This window comes from Streptomyces sp. NPDC012794 (assembly GCF_042901085.1).
GTDB lineage: Bacteria > Actinomycetota > Actinomycetes > Streptomycetales > Streptomycetaceae > Streptomyces.
Window position 1 is genome coordinate 66,484 of the sequence record NZ_JBIBCI010000016.1, and the last position, 14,640, is coordinate 81,123.

Genomic DNA, 14,640 nt, shown 5'->3' on the forward strand with positions numbered 1-14,640 from the left:
CGGGAAGTACATGCCCGCAGCCTCCGCACGACCCCGATCCCGTATGCCCGTCGCCGTCTACGTCCTCGGCCTGTCCGTATTCGCGCTCGGCACCAGCGAGTTCATGCTGTCCGGCCTCCTGCCCCCCATCGCGCAGGACATGGGCGTCACCATCCCGCAGGCGGGCCTGCTGATATCCGCCTTCGCGATCGGCATGGTCGTAGGGGCGCCGCTGCTCGCGGTCGCCACCCTGCGCCTCCCGCGCCGCACCACCCTCATCGCCCTCATCAGCCTCTTCGGCCTCGGCCAGGTGGCGGGCGCGCTGGCACCCACGTACGAGCTGCTCTTCGCCTCCCGCGTGGTGTCGGCCCTCGCCTGCGCCGGGTTCTGGGCCGTCGGCGCGGCCGTCGCCATCGCCATGGTCGACCAGGACCAGCGGGCCCGCGCCATGTCCGTCATGATCGGCGGCCTGTCCATCGCCAACGTCCTCGGCGTCCCCGCCGGCGCCTTCCTCGGCGAGCACTTCGGCTGGCGCTCCGCGTTCTGGTCGGTCGGCGCCGCCTCCGCCGTCGCCCTCGCCGGCATCCTGGCGCTGATCCCGAAGATCCCGCTGCCCGCCGAGAAGCCCCGCCTCCGCCGCGAGCTGGGCATCTACCGCGACCGCCAGGTGTGGCTGTCGATCGGCATCACGGCCCTGGCCGCGGGCGGCGTCTTCTGCGCCTTCAGCTACCTGTCGCCGCTGCTCACGGACGTGGCCGGACTGGACTCGAAGTGGGTGCCGTGGATCCTGGGCCTCTTCGGCGCCGGCGCCCTGGTCGGGACGACCGTCGGCGGGCGCATCGCCGACGCGCGCCTGTTCGGGGTGATGCTCTGGGGCATCACCGCCTCGACGGTGTTCCTCGGCGCCCTCACCGTGCTGGCCTCCAGCGCGGCCGCCGCGATCGCCCTGGCGTTCCTGCTCGGCGTCTCGGCGTTCTTCACCGCCCCGGCCCTCAACGCCCGGATGTTCAACGTCGCCGGAGCGGCCCCGACCCTCGCCGGAGCCACCACCACCGCCGCGTTCAACCTCGGCAACACCGGCGGCCCCTGGCTCGGCGGCACGGTCATCGACGCCGGATTCGGCTTCTCCTCCCCGGCCTGGGCGGGCGCGGCCATGACCGTCACCGCCCTCGCCCTCACCGCCCTCGCCCTGCGCCTGGACCGCGGTACGCCGCCCCGCGCGACCCGCGTGGTGGCCGGCTCCCCCGCCCAGCGAGCGGCGGACCCCGTCAGCGGCTGAACGGCACGGCCCGGGGCGCTGCCCCGGGCCGCGGAGGCCACCCGGCGTTCAGGCCACCGGCGGGCGGTGTTTCGGCCGCCGCAGCCCCGCCGCCGTGAGACGGCGGACCAGTTCCTTGCTGCCGATCTCCACCGCGCCCGCCGCGACCGCGTCCGCGTAGCGGTGCGAGGGCACGTCGTAGTGGTCCCGCTCGAAGGCCCGCGGCGGGCAGCCGATGCCCGCCGCGAAGGCGTGCAGCTCCTCGTACGAGACGTCGCTGACCAGGTGCGACCACAGGCGGCCGTGTCCCGGCCAGACCGGCGGGTCGATGTACACCGTCACCGGCGTCTCACCGGCCCGGGTGCAGGACGGGGCCGAGGCCGCCAACGGCCGCGACCTTCACCCCGGCCTCCGAGCACACCCAGTGCGGGTCGCGCCCGAGTTCCGGTTCCACGTCCAGGGCGTGCGGCTCCCCGTGCACGCAGACGGGACACATAGGCCAGCGCCCGTACTTCTCCAGCAGGGCGTCCTTCACGTCCTGCGCGACGAGCCCGGCGAGGTAGTCGACCCCCTCCGGCCACTGCTCCACCCACCACCGGCGGTGCGTGACCGAGTCCTCGACGAGGGAGACGACATCGGCATCGGCGACCTCACCGGCGGCGAGATCGGCGAGAACGAGGGCACGGGCGACGTGGAGCGCCTGTTCCAGGGGGGTCGCGTGGTCCATGGGCTCATTGTGGACCCGGACCGGCCGCCAGGCGAAGGCCCACTTCCCCCGGCGCCCCCGCCTGCGCCCGCACCACCCCGGCGCACCGGCGGGGGCGTGCCTTCTTGCCCCGGGCCCCGCCGGAAAATAGGTTCCAGCCGTGAGCGACCACCGCACGACCGCGTACGCCGCCCTCCGCGCCGAGCTGGAGACGCTGACCACCGAGGCCTTCCGGCCCGAACTCGCGGAGATCGACCGGCTCTCGACGCTGGAGATCGTCCGCGTCATGAACGCCGAGGACGCCACCGTGCCCGCCGCCGTCGCCGCGCGGCTGGAGCCGATCGCCGCCGTCGTCGACGCCGTCGCCGAGCGGATGGCCCGCGGCGGCCGGCTCGTCTACGCGGGCGCGGGCACGGCGGGACGGCTCGGGGTGCTGGACGCCAGTGAGTGCCCGCCCACCTTCAACACCGATCCGGCGCAGGTCGTCGGCCTGATCGCGGGCGGCCCCGGGGCCCTGGTGAAGGCCGTCGAGGGCGCCGAGGACTCCCGGGAACTGGCCGCCGCCGACCTCACCGCCCTCGCCCTGACCGCCGAGGACACCGTGGTCGGCGTCTCCGCCTCCGGCCGCACCCCGTACGCGCTCGGGGCGGTCGAGTTCGCCCGTACGCGCGGCGCGCTCACCGTCGGCCTGTCCTGCAACGCCGGGTCCCCCCTCGCGGCGGCCGCCGAGCACGGCATCGAGGTGGTCGTCGGGCCCGAGCTGCTGACCGGCTCCACCCGGCTGAAGGCGGGCACGGCGCAGAAGCTCGTACTGAACCTGATCTCGACGGTGACGATGATCCGCCTCGGCAAGACGTACGGGAACCTCATGGTCGACGTACGCGCCTCGAACGAGAAGCTGCGCGCCCGGTCCCGCCGCATCGTGGCGCTGGCGACCGGCGCCACGGACGCGGAGATCGAGGCGGCGCTCGCGGCGACCGGCGGCGAGGTGAAGGACGCGATCCTCGTCCTCCTCGGCGGGGTCGACGGCCCCGGGGCCGCCCGGCTGCTCGCCGGGGCGCGCGGACACCTCCGCGACGCCCTCGACCGCGCCCGGGCCGAAGCCGAGTCCCGGCCGCAGCCACAGCCCCAGTCCCAGCCCGAGCCTCAGCCGCAGTCCCCAGCCCAGTAGACGCCCTCCCACGCAAGGCGAGTACATGTCCACTGACAAGAACCGCGCCACCGCCGCCGCGATCCTCCCCCTGGTCGGCGGCCCGGACAACATCGGCTCCGTCGCGCACTGCATGACCCGGCTGCGCATCGGCCTGCGCGACCGCTCCCTCGTGGACGACGCCGCCCTGCGGGCCGTCCCCGGGGTGCTGGGCGTGGTCGAGGACGACACCTACCAGATCGTGCTGGGGCCCGGCACCGTCGCCCGGGTCACGCCCGAGTTCGAGGCGCTGGTCGAGGCGGGCCGCACCCCCGCGGCCCAGCCGGCCGGGGTCACCGCCGGGGACCTCGCCGACCGGGGCGCCGCGCTGAAGGAGGCACGCAAGGCCCGCAACGCGACCCCCTTCAAGCTCTTCCTGCGCCGCATCGCGAACGTCTTCGTGCCGCTGATCCCCGCCCTGATCGGCTGCGGCGTCATCGCAGGCCTGAACGGCCTGCTCGCCAACCTCGGCTGGGCCCCGGCCGTGGTCCCGGCCCTCGCCGCGATCGCGTCCGGGTTCATGTCGCTGATCGCGGTCTTCGTCGGCTTCAACACCGCCAAGGAGTTCGGCGGCACCCCCGTCCTCGGCGGGGCCGTCGCCGCGGTCATCGTCTTCCCCGGCGTCGCCCGGATCGACGCCTTCGGCGAGCACCTCTCCCCCGGCCAGGGCGGGGTCCTCGGTGCGCTGGCGGCCGCCCTGCTCGCCGTGCACGTCGAGCGGTGGTGCCGGCGCTGGGTGCCGGAAACCCTGGACGTGCTGGTCACCCCGACCCTCACGGTCCTCGTCACGGGCCTGCTCACCCTCTTCGGCCTGATGTTCCTCGCCGGTGAGGTCGCCGCCGCGATCGGTGCCTTCGCCGACTGGCTGCTGGCCGCCGGCGGCGCCCTCGCCGGGCTGGTCCTCGGCGGCCTCTTCCTGCCCCTGGTGATGCTCGGCCTCCACCAGGCGCTGATCCCCATCCACACCACCCTCATCGAGCAGTCCGGCTACACCGTCCTGCTGCCGATCCTCGCCATGGCCGGCGCGGGCCAGGTCGGCGCGGCCCTCGCCGTCTACTGCCGCCTCCCGCGCAACGGCTCGATCCGCACCACCATCAAGTCCGCGCTCCCGGCCGGCTTGCTCGGGGTGGGCGAGCCGCTGATCTACGGGGTCTCCCTGCCGCTGGGCCGCCCGTTCGTCACCGCCTGCGTCGGCGGCGCGGCGGGCGGGGCCTTCGTCGGGCTGTGCAACCAGCTGGGCGTCACCTTCGGCTCCACCGCGATCGGCCCCTCGGGGTGGGCGCTGTTCCCGCTGCTGGACGGTACGTCGGGGATGGGCGCGACCGTCGCCGTGTACGCGGGCGGCCTCGGCGTCGGCTACCTGGTCGGCTTCGCCGCGACGTACTTCTTCGGCTTCACCCCGCGGATGCTGGCCGACCTCGACACCGATCCCGGCCCCACCGCCCCGGCCGGTCCCCCGGCGGCGAAGGAGCCGGTGCCGGCCTGACCCCCCGGCGGCGGGGCGCTCCCGTTACGGCCGCCCCGGCTCGGGAGACCCCCCGGCGGCCGTCCGCAGGAAGCGGACCAGGTCGTCCACGGAGTAGCCGAGCTTGGGGCCGCGTTCCGCCGCCATCAGGAGCAGCTGCCCGACGATCTCGGCGCCCCAGCCGTCCGTTCCGTCCGGGGACCATCCCCACAGCTTCTCGATGCCGAGGTCGCTCATCAGCAGCCCGTAGTTCTCCCGGACCTCCAGGCACACGTCGGCGACCGCGTCCAGCATCCGTTCGCCCGGCCGCTCACAGCACAGTCCGAAGTACCCGCCGATCTCCTCGGCGACGCACCCGCGCGGCGGCTTCGCCTTGAGCCGCTCGTAGCGGGCGTCGTCGTACGGGGGACACTCCCCCACCGGGCAGTGCACCAACGTGAACCGCTGCCATCCCGGCGGCGGGGGCGGCTGCGGGCGCCACCCCTTCATCCCGAAGGCCTCCTGCACCTGAGCCGTCGCCTCGTCCGCCGTATCGGCGGTACGCGTCTCCCGCCGCTCCCCGTCGTCCCCGACGGCCGTCCACTCCCCACCGCCCCCGCCGCTGGGCCGCGCCCTAACGGCGAGCCCCAGACCCTGCCGCCGCCAGCCGCCCCCCACCAGGACCGCCTCCAGCCCTCGCAGCTTCCACCCGAGCTCGAAGGCGAACTGCGCCGCGTCCACCGGCTCGCTCACAGGCCCGCCCGCTCGTGCAGGACGGCGGCCAGCCGCAGCGCGGTGTCGATGTTGCAGCGCCCGAGGTCGACCAGGGGCAGCCCGTACGTACCGGCCGCCGACACCCGCTCCACGTCCAGCGACGGGAGCACCACCCCCACCCCGCCCAGTGCGTCCTTCAACTGCCGGACGGCCTCTTCGGCCGCCCTCATCCGCTCATGCGGGGAGAGCACCATGACATATCACCTTCCACTCTGAGTATTCAGCTTCTGTACACAGAGTGGCGATCAGGTGGCTAGCCTTTCAAGTGGGCCACCACAGCAACCGCACATGCTGGACCGGGAGTTGTCATGCCACGCAAGAAACTCGATCCCTCATCACCCCGCGCCCTCCTCGGCGCCGAGCTCCGCGTAGCCCGCGAACGTGCTGCGATGAGCCAAGCGGCGCTCGGCGAACGGCTTTTCGTGAGCGGCTCGTACGTCGGCCAGATGGAAGTGGGCACCCGCAGAATCACACTCGAACTGGCCACAGCGATAGACGCCATCCTGGGGACGGAGGGGTTCTTCACGCGCAACTGCGGCAAGGACGGCAAGTCCAAGTACCCCGACCACTTCGCGGAAGCGGCCGAAGCGGAGGCCGAGGCGCTGACCATCCGGGAGTACGCGCCGCAGTTGATCCCGGGAGTGCTCCAGACGGCGGCGTACGCACGGGCTGTCTTCCGCGCATACCGACCGACCGCGTCGGAGGAGGTGATCGCCGAACTGATCGAGAACCGACTTGAGCGTGCCGCCCTGTTGAGCGATGCAACAACGCCATTGTTGTGGTGCATCCTCGGCGAGGCAGTTCTGCGATCGCGGGTCGGTGGCCCAGCAGCCATGGCGGAAGCACTGCGGCACATCACAAACCTGGTGCGTTCCTATCGGATCATCGTGCAGGTCCTGCCGTTCAGCGTGGGCGCCCATGCGGCCATGCTCGGCTCTCTCCAGTTGATGTCCTTCGAAGACGCTCCCCCACTCGCCTACGTCCAAGGCAACGAAATGGGGCAGCTGTTCGACGATCCAGCGACCGTCGCCCGTCACTCCCTGACCTACGATCTCGTCATGGCCAGTGCGCTCCCACCAGAGGAATCGCTGGCCCTCATCGAGTCCGTAGCGGAGGGGTACGAGCATGACGTGCACATCTGAGTACGACCTGTCCGAGGCGATCTGGCTCAAGTCCAGCTACAGCGGTGGCGACGGCGGCAGCTGCCTGGAGATGGCCACGTGGCACAAGTCCAGCTACAGCGCCGGTGACGGCGGCAACTGCGTCGAAGTATGCGACGCGCACACCGACCTCGTTCCCGTGAGGGACTCCAAGCAGCCCGAAGGCCCGCACGTGGTGTTCCACGCGCGGGCCTGGGCGACCTTCGTCGCGGCGCTCTGACCGGTCAGAGGCCGTTGGTGAACAGCAGCTGGTTCGGCGAGCCCTTGCTGATGGAGGTCAGGACGTCCTTGGTGGACTCCTCGCCCAGGAAGTTGGCGATGTCCGCCGGCAGCTCGTTCGGGTGCGCCTGCTTGTAGAGGGCGACGACGCCGGCGACGTGCGGCGCGGCCATGGACGTACCGTTCAGGGCCACGCTGCCGCCGCGCAGCTTCGCGGAGACGATCTCCTGGCCGGGGGCGTAGAGGGATACGCACTGTCCGTAGTTGGAGAACGAGGTCTCCTCGTCCCAGCGGTTGGTCGCGCCCACGGTGACCACGCGGGAGGCCGAGGCCGGCGAGACGTTGCAGGCGTCCTGCGCTTCGTTGCCCGCCGCGATGACCGGCAGGACGCCCGCGTCGGACAGGGCGTTGGCCGCGTTGTTGAGGGCCTCGGAACGCGGGCCGCCCAGCGAGCCGTTCAGCACCGCCGGCTGCTTGGCGTTCTTCGCCACCCAGTCCATGCCCGCGATCATGCCGGCGTAGGAGCCCTTGCCGTCACAGCCGAGGACGCGCACGCTCACCAGGTTCGCCTTGCGCGCGATGCCGTACGTGGCTCCGGCGACCGTGCCCGCGACGTGCGTGCCGTGGCCGTTGCAGTCCTGGCCCCGCTGGGTCGCGCCGTCCGGCATCGCGTCGAACCCGAACGTGGCGCGGCCGCCGAACTCGCTGTGGAGGTAGTCGATGCCGGTGTCGAGGATGTAGGCGGTCACCCCGGCGCCGCTGCCGCCGACGGTGAAGTCGTTGTTGAGCGGCAGCTGCCGCTGGTCGATCCGGTCCAGGCCCCAGGAGGAGGACGGGGCGCGGCTGGCGCTCGGCGCGGCGGGCATCGGTACGGAGGCCACCTTCGTGTTCTCCTCGACCGCCTTCACCCCGACGGTCAGCCGGAGGGTCTCCAGCTGGAGCGCGGTGAGCGGGACCGCGAAGCCGTTGAGCGCGGAGGAGTAGACGTGCTTCGGCTTCAGCCTGAGCTTCTCCGCCAGCTTCACCGCGTCCACGCCCTTGTCGAGGGTGACGATGTACTCGCCGGGCACGGCGTCGGCGGACGTCTGCAGCGGAGCCGGGGTCGGCTCGGGCGCGGCGGCGGACGCCGTGCCGGCGGCCACCGGGGCGAGGGCGAGGACGGTGGCGGTGGCTACACCTGCGATGAGGCGCATGAGGGGTCTCCCGAGGGGAAGGGGTGACATGAGGGGCCGCCCTCTGGCGGGGTCCGCAGAACGCGTCCCTGAAGGCGGCCGTCCTCTTCATCGGTCCGCCGCCGAGCGGGACTTGAACCCGCTTCCCCGCTTGGCCGAAGGGTCGCGGGGCATCCGTCGGCCGTTCGCCGCACCCGGTGGAGAAAGGTTCCTCCCCACTGCCGTCCAGGGCCTTCGGTCCACCGGGCCACCCGCGCGCGCGTTCGGGAACTTCACCCGTACGGGCAGTCACCCGTCGAGGGGGCGCACTCGTTGTTCACTCCCGCCCGCGGACGCCACGCCGCCGGGGTCGTTGACCGGGTCCGGCCGTCCGTGATGGCCTCACGGTCATGCGCACTCGCCCGGGCCGCCCCCTGCCGGTGGCCGTCGCCGCCGCCGCACTGGCCGCCGTAGCCGTACTGCCCGCCCTGCCCGCCCACGCCGACACCCCGCGCGGCCCCGCGTCCGCCCGGGCGGTACCGGCACCCGAGCACCCCTCGTACATCGTCACCGTGCACGAAGGGCTCGACCCGGCCGTGGTCGCCGAGGCGTACGGGATCCGGCCGACGCACGTCTACCGCGACGCGGGCAACGGCTTCGCCGCCCGCCTCTCCCCCGACCAGGTGCGGGCCCTGCGCGACACCCCGGTGGTGGAGTCCGTCGAGGAGGACGGCGAGGCCAGGGGCGTGCCCGCCTAGCCAGGGCTACGGCCGGCTGACGGTCAGCCGCGAGACCTCGTACGACATCTCGGTGACCTCCGGGTCGGGCGCGGGGTGGTAGCGGCCGGCGCAGACGGACAGGTTGACGATCAGGTACGCGTGCCAGCCCCGGCCGACGCCCCTGTTGTCGGAGTAGACGCGCCGGCCGTTGACCCACCAGACGACCGACCTGCGGCCGAACTCCACCTTCAGGTCGACCCATCCGCCGGGCCGGACGCTCGGGTCGCGGTGGTAGAGGTAGGCCTGCCGGACGTGGTTGGACAGCTCCAGCATGTCGGGGTTGTCGGGGTGGTACTCGAAGACGTCGATCTCCTGGCCGCCGTCCCGCCAGGTCCAGATGGCGGGCCAGGCGCCCATCTCCTCGGGCAGCCGGACGCGGGCCTCCAGGACGTCGCCGGTGCGGGCCTGGAAGCCCTCGTCGCTGCCCTCGGTGGTGAGCAGTCCGGCGTCCCAGTTGCCGTCGGAGCGCCGGGTCGCGCGGAACGTGCCGGTGCGGCTGTAGGCGGGGTCGGGGGTGAGGTGGTCGAGCTTGTTGTCGCGGGGGTTGACGGGCCCGCCGTCGGGATAGGCCCAGGAACGGCCCGCCACCCACTGGGTGGTGGAGGAGAAGTCGGCGGTGAAGACGGACGAGGGACGGCGCGGCGTCACGCGCCGTAGCCATGCGAGCATGTGCGGGGACATACGGGGCCTATGCCCGGTACGCACCCGGACGGACCGTCATCGTCACGGCTGGTGGTGGCGCGGCGGCGCTCCCGGCGCGCCGCGCCACGCGCCCCCCGGGTGCGGGGGGCGCGCGACGGTGGAGGGGTGGCGGCGGCCGGTCAGGTCCCGGGCGCGCAGGTGAGCGTGAAGGTGAAGCTGTCCGACACGTTGCCCGTGAAGAGCTGGACGGTCACCTTCGGGACCGGTTCCGTGACCGCCGCACGCGTGGGGGACTTCACGACGAACGGGGCGGTCGCGGTCTCCGGGGCGGTGAACTGGACGGAGGGCGCGATCTGCTTGCCCTGACCCGCCCAGTGGTAGTCGATCTCTCCGGTTCCGGTACCGGCGAACTTGCCCTGGAACGTGACGTTCTGCGGCTTGGTGCAGTCGACCGCCGCGGGGGTGGTGGACGCGCCGGTGATCTCAGCGCTCGTGATCCGGGGCTTGGCGGGCGGCCGGGGAGGCTTGCTGCAGCCGGTCGTCAGCTCGTTCCTGCCCCAGCCGCTCTTCACGGTGTACGAGCCGTTCTTGACGTTCTCTTCCGTGACGGAGCCCGCCCCATTGGCGTTCCGCTGGAAGCTCTCCGGGCCCGTGACCCGGAGCAGCTGGCCGCCCCTGAAGCCGGTCATCACGAGGTCGAACTCGACGGGGTTCGTGCCGGGCGCCACGACGAGCCGGCAGGTCGCCTGGGGGGCGGCGGCCGCCTTGAGCGGGGCGGCCCCGGCGGGGGCGGCCTGGGCGGCCATCGTGGGCGGCACGGCGACAGCGGTGACCAGGAGCGGGGCGAGAAGTGCGTAACGGGCATGCCGATTCATGCGTTCCCTCCTTGCCGGGAAAGCATCGATGGGTGAGCGGACGTCTCCGTAACGCGGGCGCGCCGATGGCCCGGGGGCGACGCGGCCGGGCGAGACGGGGCACGCGCACGCGGCCTCGTCCGCCTCGGATCCGCCTTCCCCGGACCGGGGTTCACCGGTCGGGGAGCCGTCGGCCCGGGCACGGACGTCCTGTTCCAGGCTAGCTCCGCGCGCTGTCGGCGGCACCCCGGGCCGCGGGGCCCCGCGCGCCCTCGACGAAGGCGCGGATCAGCTCCGGGGACTTCACCCCGCGCTCCCGCTCGACCCCGCTGGAGACGTCCACGCCCCAGGCGCCGGTCGCCGCCACGGCCTCGCGGACGTTGCCCGGGTTCAGCCCGCCGGCCAGCAGCCAGCGCCCCTCGGGCGCCGTGAACTCCTCCGAGCCCCAGTTCCAGGGCTTGCCGGAACCCGGGTCGGGGGCGTCGATGAGCAGCAGGTCCTCCCCGTACCCGCCGCAGCGCTCGACGTGCTCGGCGGTGGCGCGCAGCAGCGTACGCCCCGGGGCGCGCAGCTCCTCGTAGTACGCGGCGGGCTCGTCCCCGTGGAGCTGCACGCCGCGTACGCCGCTCTCCTGCGTCAGCCGGCGCACCTCCTCGACGGACTGCCCCCGGAACACCCCGACGGTCAGCACCCCGCCCGGCACCCGCGCGGCGAGCTCCCGGGCCTCGGCGGCGCCGATGGTCCGGGGGCTGCCGGGCGCGAAGACGAACCCGACGGCGTCGGCCCCGGCCGCCACGGCCACGTCGACGTCACGGGCGGTCTTCAGCCCGCAGATCTTCACGAAGAGAGCACTCATGCCCCCAGTCAACCAAACCCCCCGATCGGAGGTGACCCGTCCCGGCACCCGGGCAGAGCACCCCGCCCGCCACTAGCCTGGAACCGGCAGCACGCCCGGTGCGCCCCACGCCACGCGGAGGACACGGTGATGACCATGATCGAGCGGGCCACACCGATAGAGAACGCGGTGCCGCCGACGTTCGAAGCACTCCTGCGCATGGTTGCGGAGATGGACACGCCAGACGGCTTCAAGGCCGAGCTCATCCGGGGGAAGATCGTCGTGTCACCGTTCTCGAGGCTCCGCTACTACCGTTCCATGCGGGCGCTGCGCGAGCAGCTCCAGGCCCATGCCCCCGAGGGGCACGTCGCGGACATCGCTCCCTTCCTCTTCCGGTTCCCGCAAGCCGAGCGCGCTTACGGACCTGACCTGTTCGTCACGGACGAGTCCGCCTTCGACGAGGAGGGCCGCCACGCGGACGGAGAGGCGCTCTCCCTGGTCGGTGAGTTCACGTCCGTTTCGACCAGGGACGCCGACTGGAAGGAGAAGCTGGACGTCTACGGCCGGCTCGTCCCGGTCTACCTGGTCATCGACATGCAGGACTCGGAGATCACCTGCTTCTGGGACCCCTCCCCGCACGGGTACCGCTCCCGCAGGACGGTGTCCTTCGGTGAGCCGCTGCCCGTCCCGGAGCCCTTCGGCTTCGAACTGGACACCACCGGCTTCTAGACCCTGTCGGGCCGGAAAACGCCCGAGGGCGGCACCGCCTCCGTGAGGAGGGGGTGCCGCCCTCGGTACGAGAACAGCCGATCAACCAGAGGCCGGAGCCAGGGGCCGATCAGAAGTCCATGTCACCGCCCGGCATGCCGCCCGGAGCGGCGGCGGCCTTCTCCGGCTTGTCGGCGATGACGGCCTCGGTGGTCAGGAAGAGCGCGGCGATGGACGCGGCGTTCTGCAGGGCGGAGCGGGTGACCTTCGCCGGGTCGATGATGCCCTCGGCGATCATGTCGACGTACTCGCCGGTCGCGGCGTTCAGACCGTGACCGATCGGCAGGTTGCGCACCTTCTCGACGACGACGCCGCCCTCGAGACCACCGTTGACGGCGATCTGCTTCAGCGGGGCCTCCAGCGCGAGCTTCACGGCGTTGGCGCCGGTCGCCTCGTCACCGGTGAGCTCGAGCTTCTCGAAGACCGAGGAGGCCTGGAGCAGGGCCACGCCACCGCCGGCGACGATGCCCTCCTCGACGGCCGCCTTCGCGTTGCGGACGGCGTCCTCGATGCGGTGCTTGCGCTCCTTGAGCTCGACCTCGGTCGCGGCACCGGCCTTGATGACGGCCACGCCGCCGGCCAGCTTCGCGAGGCGCTCCTGGAGCTTCTCGCGGTCGTAGTCCGAGTCGGAGTTCTCGATCTCGGCGCGGATCTGGTTGACGCGGCCCTGGACCTGGTCGCTGTCACCGGCACCGTCGACGATGGTGGTCTCGTCCTTGGTGATGACGACCTTGCGGGCGCGGCCGAGCAGGTCGAGACCGGCGTTCTCCAGCTTGAGGCCGACCTCCTCGGAGATGACGGTGCCGCCCGTGAGGATGGCGATGTCGCCGAGCATGGCCTTGCGGCGGTCGCCGAAGCCCGGGGCCTTGACGGCGACGGACTTGAAGGTGCCGCGGATCTTGTTGACGACCAGGGTCGACAGGGCCTCGCCCTCGACGTCCTCGGCGATGATCAGCAGCGGCTTGCCGGACTGCATGACCTTCTCCAGGAGCGGCAGCAGGTCCTTGACCGAGCCGATCTTGGAGTTGACGATCAGGATGTACGGGTCGTCCAGGGACGCCTCCATACGCTCCATGTCGGTGGCGAAGTACGCCGAGATGTAGCCCTTGTCGAAGCGCATGCCCTCGGTGAGCTCCAGCTCCAGACCGAAGGTCTGGGACTCCTCGACGGTGATGACGCCTTCCTTGCCGACCTTGTCCATGGCCTCGGCGATGAGCTCGCCGATCTGGGTGTCGGCGGCGGAGATGGAGGCCGTGGAAGCGATCTGCTCCTTGGTCTCGACATCCTTGGCCTGGGCCAGCAGGGCAGCCGATACGGCCTCGACGGCCTTCTCGATACCGCGCTTGAGGGCCATCGGGTTGGCACCGGCGGCCACGTTGCGCAGACCCTCACGGACGAGCGCCTGGGCGAGGACGGTCGCGGTGGTCGTACCGTCACCGGCGACGTCGTCCGTCTTCTTGGCGACTTCCTTGACCAGCTCAGCGCCGATCTTCTCGTACGGGTCCTCGAGCTCGATCTCCTTGGCGATGGAGACGCCGTCGTTGGTGATCGTGGGGGCGCCCCACTTCTTCTCAAGGACGACGTTGCGACCCTTGGGGCCAAGGGTGACCTTGACGGCGTCGGCGAGCTGGTTCATGCCACGCTCGAGACCGCGCCGGGCCTCCTCGTTGAACGCGATGATCTTGGCCATGGTGAAGTGGTCCTCCCGGACAGGGGTGGATTGCTCCGGACCGCGCCCGCGCCCGCGACGGACGGCCTGCGGACCCGGCGGTTCCTTCCCGCCGGACCCTGCGGGCCTCACCGACCCGGTCCTCGTCTGAGTAGCACTCTCACTCGGAGAGTGCTAACGCCAATGATTAGCACTCGACCCCCGCGAGTGCAAGCGGCTTCGGGCAACACGCGGGCGGCACGGGGCCGACACGCAGGAGGGGCCCACACCCTGTCCAGGATGTGGGCCCCTCGTGCGCGTGTGCGTGCGTCGGTGGCCGATCGCGTTCGCTCCGGCTCAGCCGGCCGCGAGCTTGACCATGTCCGCCTGCGGACCCTTCTGGCCCTGCGAGATCTCGAACTCGACCCGCTGACCCTCTTCGAGGGTGCGGTACCCGTCCATCTGGATGGCGCTGTAGTGGACGAACACATCCGCACCACCGTCGACCGCGATGAAGCCGTAGCCCTTCTCCGCGTTGAACCACTTGACGGTGCCCTGAGCCATGCCTAACTCCCCTATTACTGGCCCTTGCGCGGGACCGCACTTCGCGGTCCCGGGTCAGAACTTGCGCCGGAACGCCTCGACCGCGGCTGAATGTATCCGCACCGGTGCTGTCAGCAACAGGTCAATCCGACGAGAAATCTGGACACGCGGAAACGTTGAAATAGAGTGAAAATTTGGAATATTCCAGGGCAACTCGGGCCAGACAAGCAGCACCAAAGGCCCAAAAGGCGCGCGCATGTTGACTCAATGTCAACCATCCGTCGGCCCGCTCATATGCGGCGGGCAAGAACAGCGGAGGGGACTGCCCCAACTCTACCGCGCCCAATCAAGCAGAATTGCCCCCTCCGTTTATGCCGGAGGGGGCAATTCTGATGTGTTCGGTCAGCAGCCGCCGGCCACGGCGGGGATGATCGAGACGCCGGCGCCGTCCGGCGTCGCTGCCTGAAGGCCGCCCTCGAAGCGCACGTCGTCGTCGTTGACGTAGACGTTCACGAAGCGGCGCAGCTTGCCCTGGTCGTCCAGGACGCGCGCGGCGATGCCCGGGTGGTTCCGCTCCAGGGACTCGATGACCTCGGCGAGGGTCGCGCCCTCGGCCGGGACCTCGGCCTTGCCGCCGGTGTAGGTGCGCAGGATGGTGGGGATGCGGACGTTGACGCTCATGGCGCTACTG

Annotated in this window: 18 protein-coding genes; 7 read left to right on the plus strand and 11 right to left on the minus strand. The window is 71.7% G+C overall.

The genetic code is table 11. From position 1 onward, the window contains the following. Positions 1-43: 43 nt before the first annotated feature. Entirely contained in the window at positions 44-1,258 is a 1,215-nt protein-coding gene (locus ACFY7H_RS26050; RefSeq protein ID WP_388942313.1) for a Cmx/CmrA family chloramphenicol efflux MFS transporter, read from the plus strand. Between the two features lie 48 nt (positions 1,259-1,306). Here the strand turns inward: ACFY7H_RS26050 and ACFY7H_RS26055 are convergent, their stop codons facing one another. Together ACFY7H_RS26055 and ACFY7H_RS26060 are read right to left on the minus strand one after the other, a co-directional pair. Then, positions 1,307-1,579, minus strand: a complete 273-nt coding sequence (locus ACFY7H_RS26055) for a DUF4031 domain-containing protein (RefSeq protein WP_125813880.1) — start codon at positions 1,577-1,579, stop codon at positions 1,307-1,309. 7 nt (positions 1,580-1,586) lie between these two features. Further along, on the minus strand, positions 1,587-1,964 hold the full coding sequence (locus ACFY7H_RS26060) for a hypothetical protein (RefSeq protein WP_388942316.1): 378 nt from the start codon (positions 1,962-1,964) through the stop codon (positions 1,587-1,589). A 139-nt stretch (positions 1,965-2,103) separates the two neighbouring features. On the opposite strand from ACFY7H_RS26060, the gene murQ reads away from it, so the two are divergent. Then, a complete protein-coding gene (murQ, locus tag ACFY7H_RS26065; RefSeq protein WP_388942318.1) occupies positions 2,104-3,114 on the plus strand; it encodes an N-acetylmuramic acid 6-phosphate etherase in 1,011 nt (336 codons plus the stop codon). Between the two features lie 25 nt (positions 3,115-3,139). Then, on the plus strand, positions 3,140-4,618 hold the full coding sequence (locus ACFY7H_RS26070) for a PTS transporter subunit EIIC (protein ID WP_388942321.1): 1,479 nt from the start codon (positions 3,140-3,142) through the stop codon (positions 4,616-4,618). Positions 4,619-4,642: 24 nt separating this feature from the next. Here ACFY7H_RS26070 and ACFY7H_RS26075 read toward each other — a convergent pair whose 3' ends face one another. Next, a complete protein-coding gene (locus ACFY7H_RS26075; RefSeq protein WP_388942324.1) occupies positions 4,643-5,329 on the minus strand; it encodes a hypothetical protein in 687 nt (228 codons plus the stop codon). Then, complete coding sequence (locus tag ACFY7H_RS26080) at positions 5,326-5,544, minus strand: hypothetical protein (protein WP_388942327.1); 219 nt, start codon at positions 5,542-5,544, stop codon at positions 5,326-5,328. The genes ACFY7H_RS26075 and ACFY7H_RS26080 overlap by 4 nt, the downstream gene beginning before the upstream one ends. A 114-nt stretch (positions 5,545-5,658) precedes the next feature. Between ACFY7H_RS26080 and ACFY7H_RS26085 the strand changes: the two genes are divergently transcribed. Further along, positions 5,659-6,492, plus strand: a complete 834-nt coding sequence (locus tag ACFY7H_RS26085) for a Scr1 family TA system antitoxin-like transcriptional regulator (protein ID WP_388942329.1) — start codon at positions 5,659-5,661, stop codon at positions 6,490-6,492. Next, positions 6,476-6,730: a DUF397 domain-containing protein gene (locus tag ACFY7H_RS26090; protein WP_388942332.1), complete on the plus strand. Its 255-nt coding sequence runs from the start codon at positions 6,476-6,478 to the stop codon at positions 6,728-6,730. Before ACFY7H_RS26085 ends, ACFY7H_RS26090 begins: the two co-directional genes overlap by 17 nt. A 4-nt stretch (positions 6,731-6,734) precedes the next feature. Here the strand turns inward: ACFY7H_RS26090 and ACFY7H_RS26095 are convergent, their stop codons facing one another. Further along, entirely contained in the window at positions 6,735-7,922 is a 1,188-nt protein-coding gene (locus tag ACFY7H_RS26095) for a S8 family peptidase (RefSeq protein WP_388942334.1), read from the minus strand. Between the two features lie 368 nt (positions 7,923-8,290). Here ACFY7H_RS26095 and ACFY7H_RS26100 point away from each other — a divergent pair, with 368 nt between their 5' ends. Further along, positions 8,291-8,638 (plus strand): protease inhibitor I9 family protein, encoded by a 348-nt coding sequence (locus ACFY7H_RS26100; protein ID WP_388942339.1) that lies wholly within the window; start codon positions 8,291-8,293, stop codon positions 8,636-8,638. Positions 8,639-8,644: 6 nt separating this feature from the next. On the opposite strand, the gene ACFY7H_RS26105 is transcribed toward ACFY7H_RS26100, so the two are convergent. The 3 genes from ACFY7H_RS26105 to ACFY7H_RS26115 form a co-directional block, all read right to left on the minus strand. Continuing rightward, positions 8,645-9,328 (minus strand): beta-glucanase, encoded by a 684-nt coding sequence (locus tag ACFY7H_RS26105; protein WP_388942342.1) that lies wholly within the window; start codon positions 9,326-9,328, stop codon positions 8,645-8,647. Between the two features lie 152 nt (positions 9,329-9,480). Then, the gene (locus ACFY7H_RS26110; RefSeq protein WP_388942345.1) at positions 9,481-10,176 is read right to left on the minus strand and encodes a hypothetical protein; all 696 of its coding nucleotides are present in this window, start codon (positions 10,174-10,176) and stop codon (positions 9,481-9,483) included. Between the two features lie 199 nt (positions 10,177-10,375). After that, positions 10,376-11,011: a phosphoribosylanthranilate isomerase gene (locus tag ACFY7H_RS26115; protein WP_388942348.1), complete on the minus strand. Its 636-nt coding sequence runs from the start codon at positions 11,009-11,011 to the stop codon at positions 10,376-10,378. Positions 11,012-11,140: 129 nt separating this feature from the next. Between ACFY7H_RS26115 and ACFY7H_RS26120 the strand changes: the two genes are divergently transcribed. Further along, positions 11,141-11,719 carry a Uma2 family endonuclease gene (locus ACFY7H_RS26120; protein ID WP_388942351.1) on the plus strand — a complete coding sequence of 193 codons (579 nt, stop codon included), beginning with the start codon at positions 11,141-11,143 and terminating at the stop codon, positions 11,717-11,719. Positions 11,720-11,828: 109 nt separating this feature from the next. On the opposite strand, the gene groL is transcribed toward ACFY7H_RS26120, so the two are convergent. The 3 genes from groL to ACFY7H_RS26135 form a co-directional block, all read right to left on the minus strand. Next, entirely contained in the window at positions 11,829-13,448 is a 1,620-nt protein-coding gene (gene groL, locus ACFY7H_RS26125) for a chaperonin GroEL (RefSeq protein WP_388942354.1), read from the minus strand. Positions 13,449-13,763: 315 nt separating this feature from the next. Beyond that, complete coding sequence (locus ACFY7H_RS26130; protein WP_008743607.1) at positions 13,764-13,970, minus strand: cold-shock protein; 207 nt, start codon at positions 13,968-13,970, stop codon at positions 13,764-13,766. A 381-nt stretch (positions 13,971-14,351) separates the two neighbouring features. After that, positions 14,352-14,630, minus strand: coding sequence for a MoaD/ThiS family protein (locus tag ACFY7H_RS26135; protein WP_388942358.1), 279 nt, complete (start codon positions 14,628-14,630; stop codon positions 14,352-14,354). Between the last annotated feature and the right edge of the window lie 10 nt (positions 14,631-14,640).

Excerpts from the sequence above, each read along its gene's own strand:
- ACFY7H_RS26070 (WP_388942321.1), top strand. The coding sequence starts at position 3,140 with ATGTCCACTGACAAGAACCGCGCCACCGCCGCCGCGATCCTCCCCCTG.
- ACFY7H_RS26080 (WP_388942327.1), bottom strand. The coding sequence starts at position 5,544 with ATGGTGCTCTCCCCGCATGAGCGGATGAGGGCGGCCGAAGAGGCCGTC.
- ACFY7H_RS26050 (WP_388942313.1), top strand. The coding sequence starts at position 44 with ATGCCCGTCGCCGTCTACGTCCTCGGCCTGTCCGTATTCGCGCTCGGC.
- groL (WP_388942354.1), bottom strand. The coding sequence starts at position 13,448 with ATGGCCAAGATCATCGCGTTCAACGAGGAGGCCCGGCGCGGTCTCGAG.
- ACFY7H_RS26085 (WP_388942329.1), top strand. The coding sequence starts at position 5,659 with ATGCCACGCAAGAAACTCGATCCCTCATCACCCCGCGCCCTCCTCGGC.
- ACFY7H_RS26095 (WP_388942334.1), bottom strand. The coding sequence starts at position 7,922 with ATGCGCCTCATCGCAGGTGTAGCCACCGCCACCGTCCTCGCCCTCGCC.
- ACFY7H_RS26090 (WP_388942332.1), top strand. The coding sequence starts at position 6,476 with ATGACGTGCACATCTGAGTACGACCTGTCCGAGGCGATCTGGCTCAAG.
- ACFY7H_RS26115 (WP_388942348.1), bottom strand. The coding sequence starts at position 11,011 with ATGAGTGCTCTCTTCGTGAAGATCTGCGGGCTGAAGACCGCCCGTGAC.
- ACFY7H_RS26130 (WP_008743607.1), bottom strand. The coding sequence starts at position 13,970 with ATGGCTCAGGGCACCGTCAAGTGGTTCAACGCGGAGAAGGGCTACGGC.
- ACFY7H_RS26110 (WP_388942345.1), bottom strand. The coding sequence starts at position 10,176 with ATGAATCGGCATGCCCGTTACGCACTTCTCGCCCCGCTCCTGGTCACC.
- ACFY7H_RS26120 (WP_388942351.1), top strand. The coding sequence starts at position 11,141 with ATGACCATGATCGAGCGGGCCACACCGATAGAGAACGCGGTGCCGCCG.
- ACFY7H_RS26105 (WP_388942342.1), bottom strand. The coding sequence starts at position 9,328 with ATGCTCGCATGGCTACGGCGCGTGACGCCGCGCCGTCCCTCGTCCGTC.
- ACFY7H_RS26060 (WP_388942316.1), bottom strand. The coding sequence starts at position 1,964 with ATGGACCACGCGACCCCCCTGGAACAGGCGCTCCACGTCGCCCGTGCC.
- ACFY7H_RS26135 (WP_388942358.1), bottom strand. The coding sequence starts at position 14,630 with ATGAGCGTCAACGTCCGCATCCCCACCATCCTGCGCACCTACACCGGC.
- ACFY7H_RS26100 (WP_388942339.1), top strand. The coding sequence starts at position 8,291 with ATGCGCACTCGCCCGGGCCGCCCCCTGCCGGTGGCCGTCGCCGCCGCC.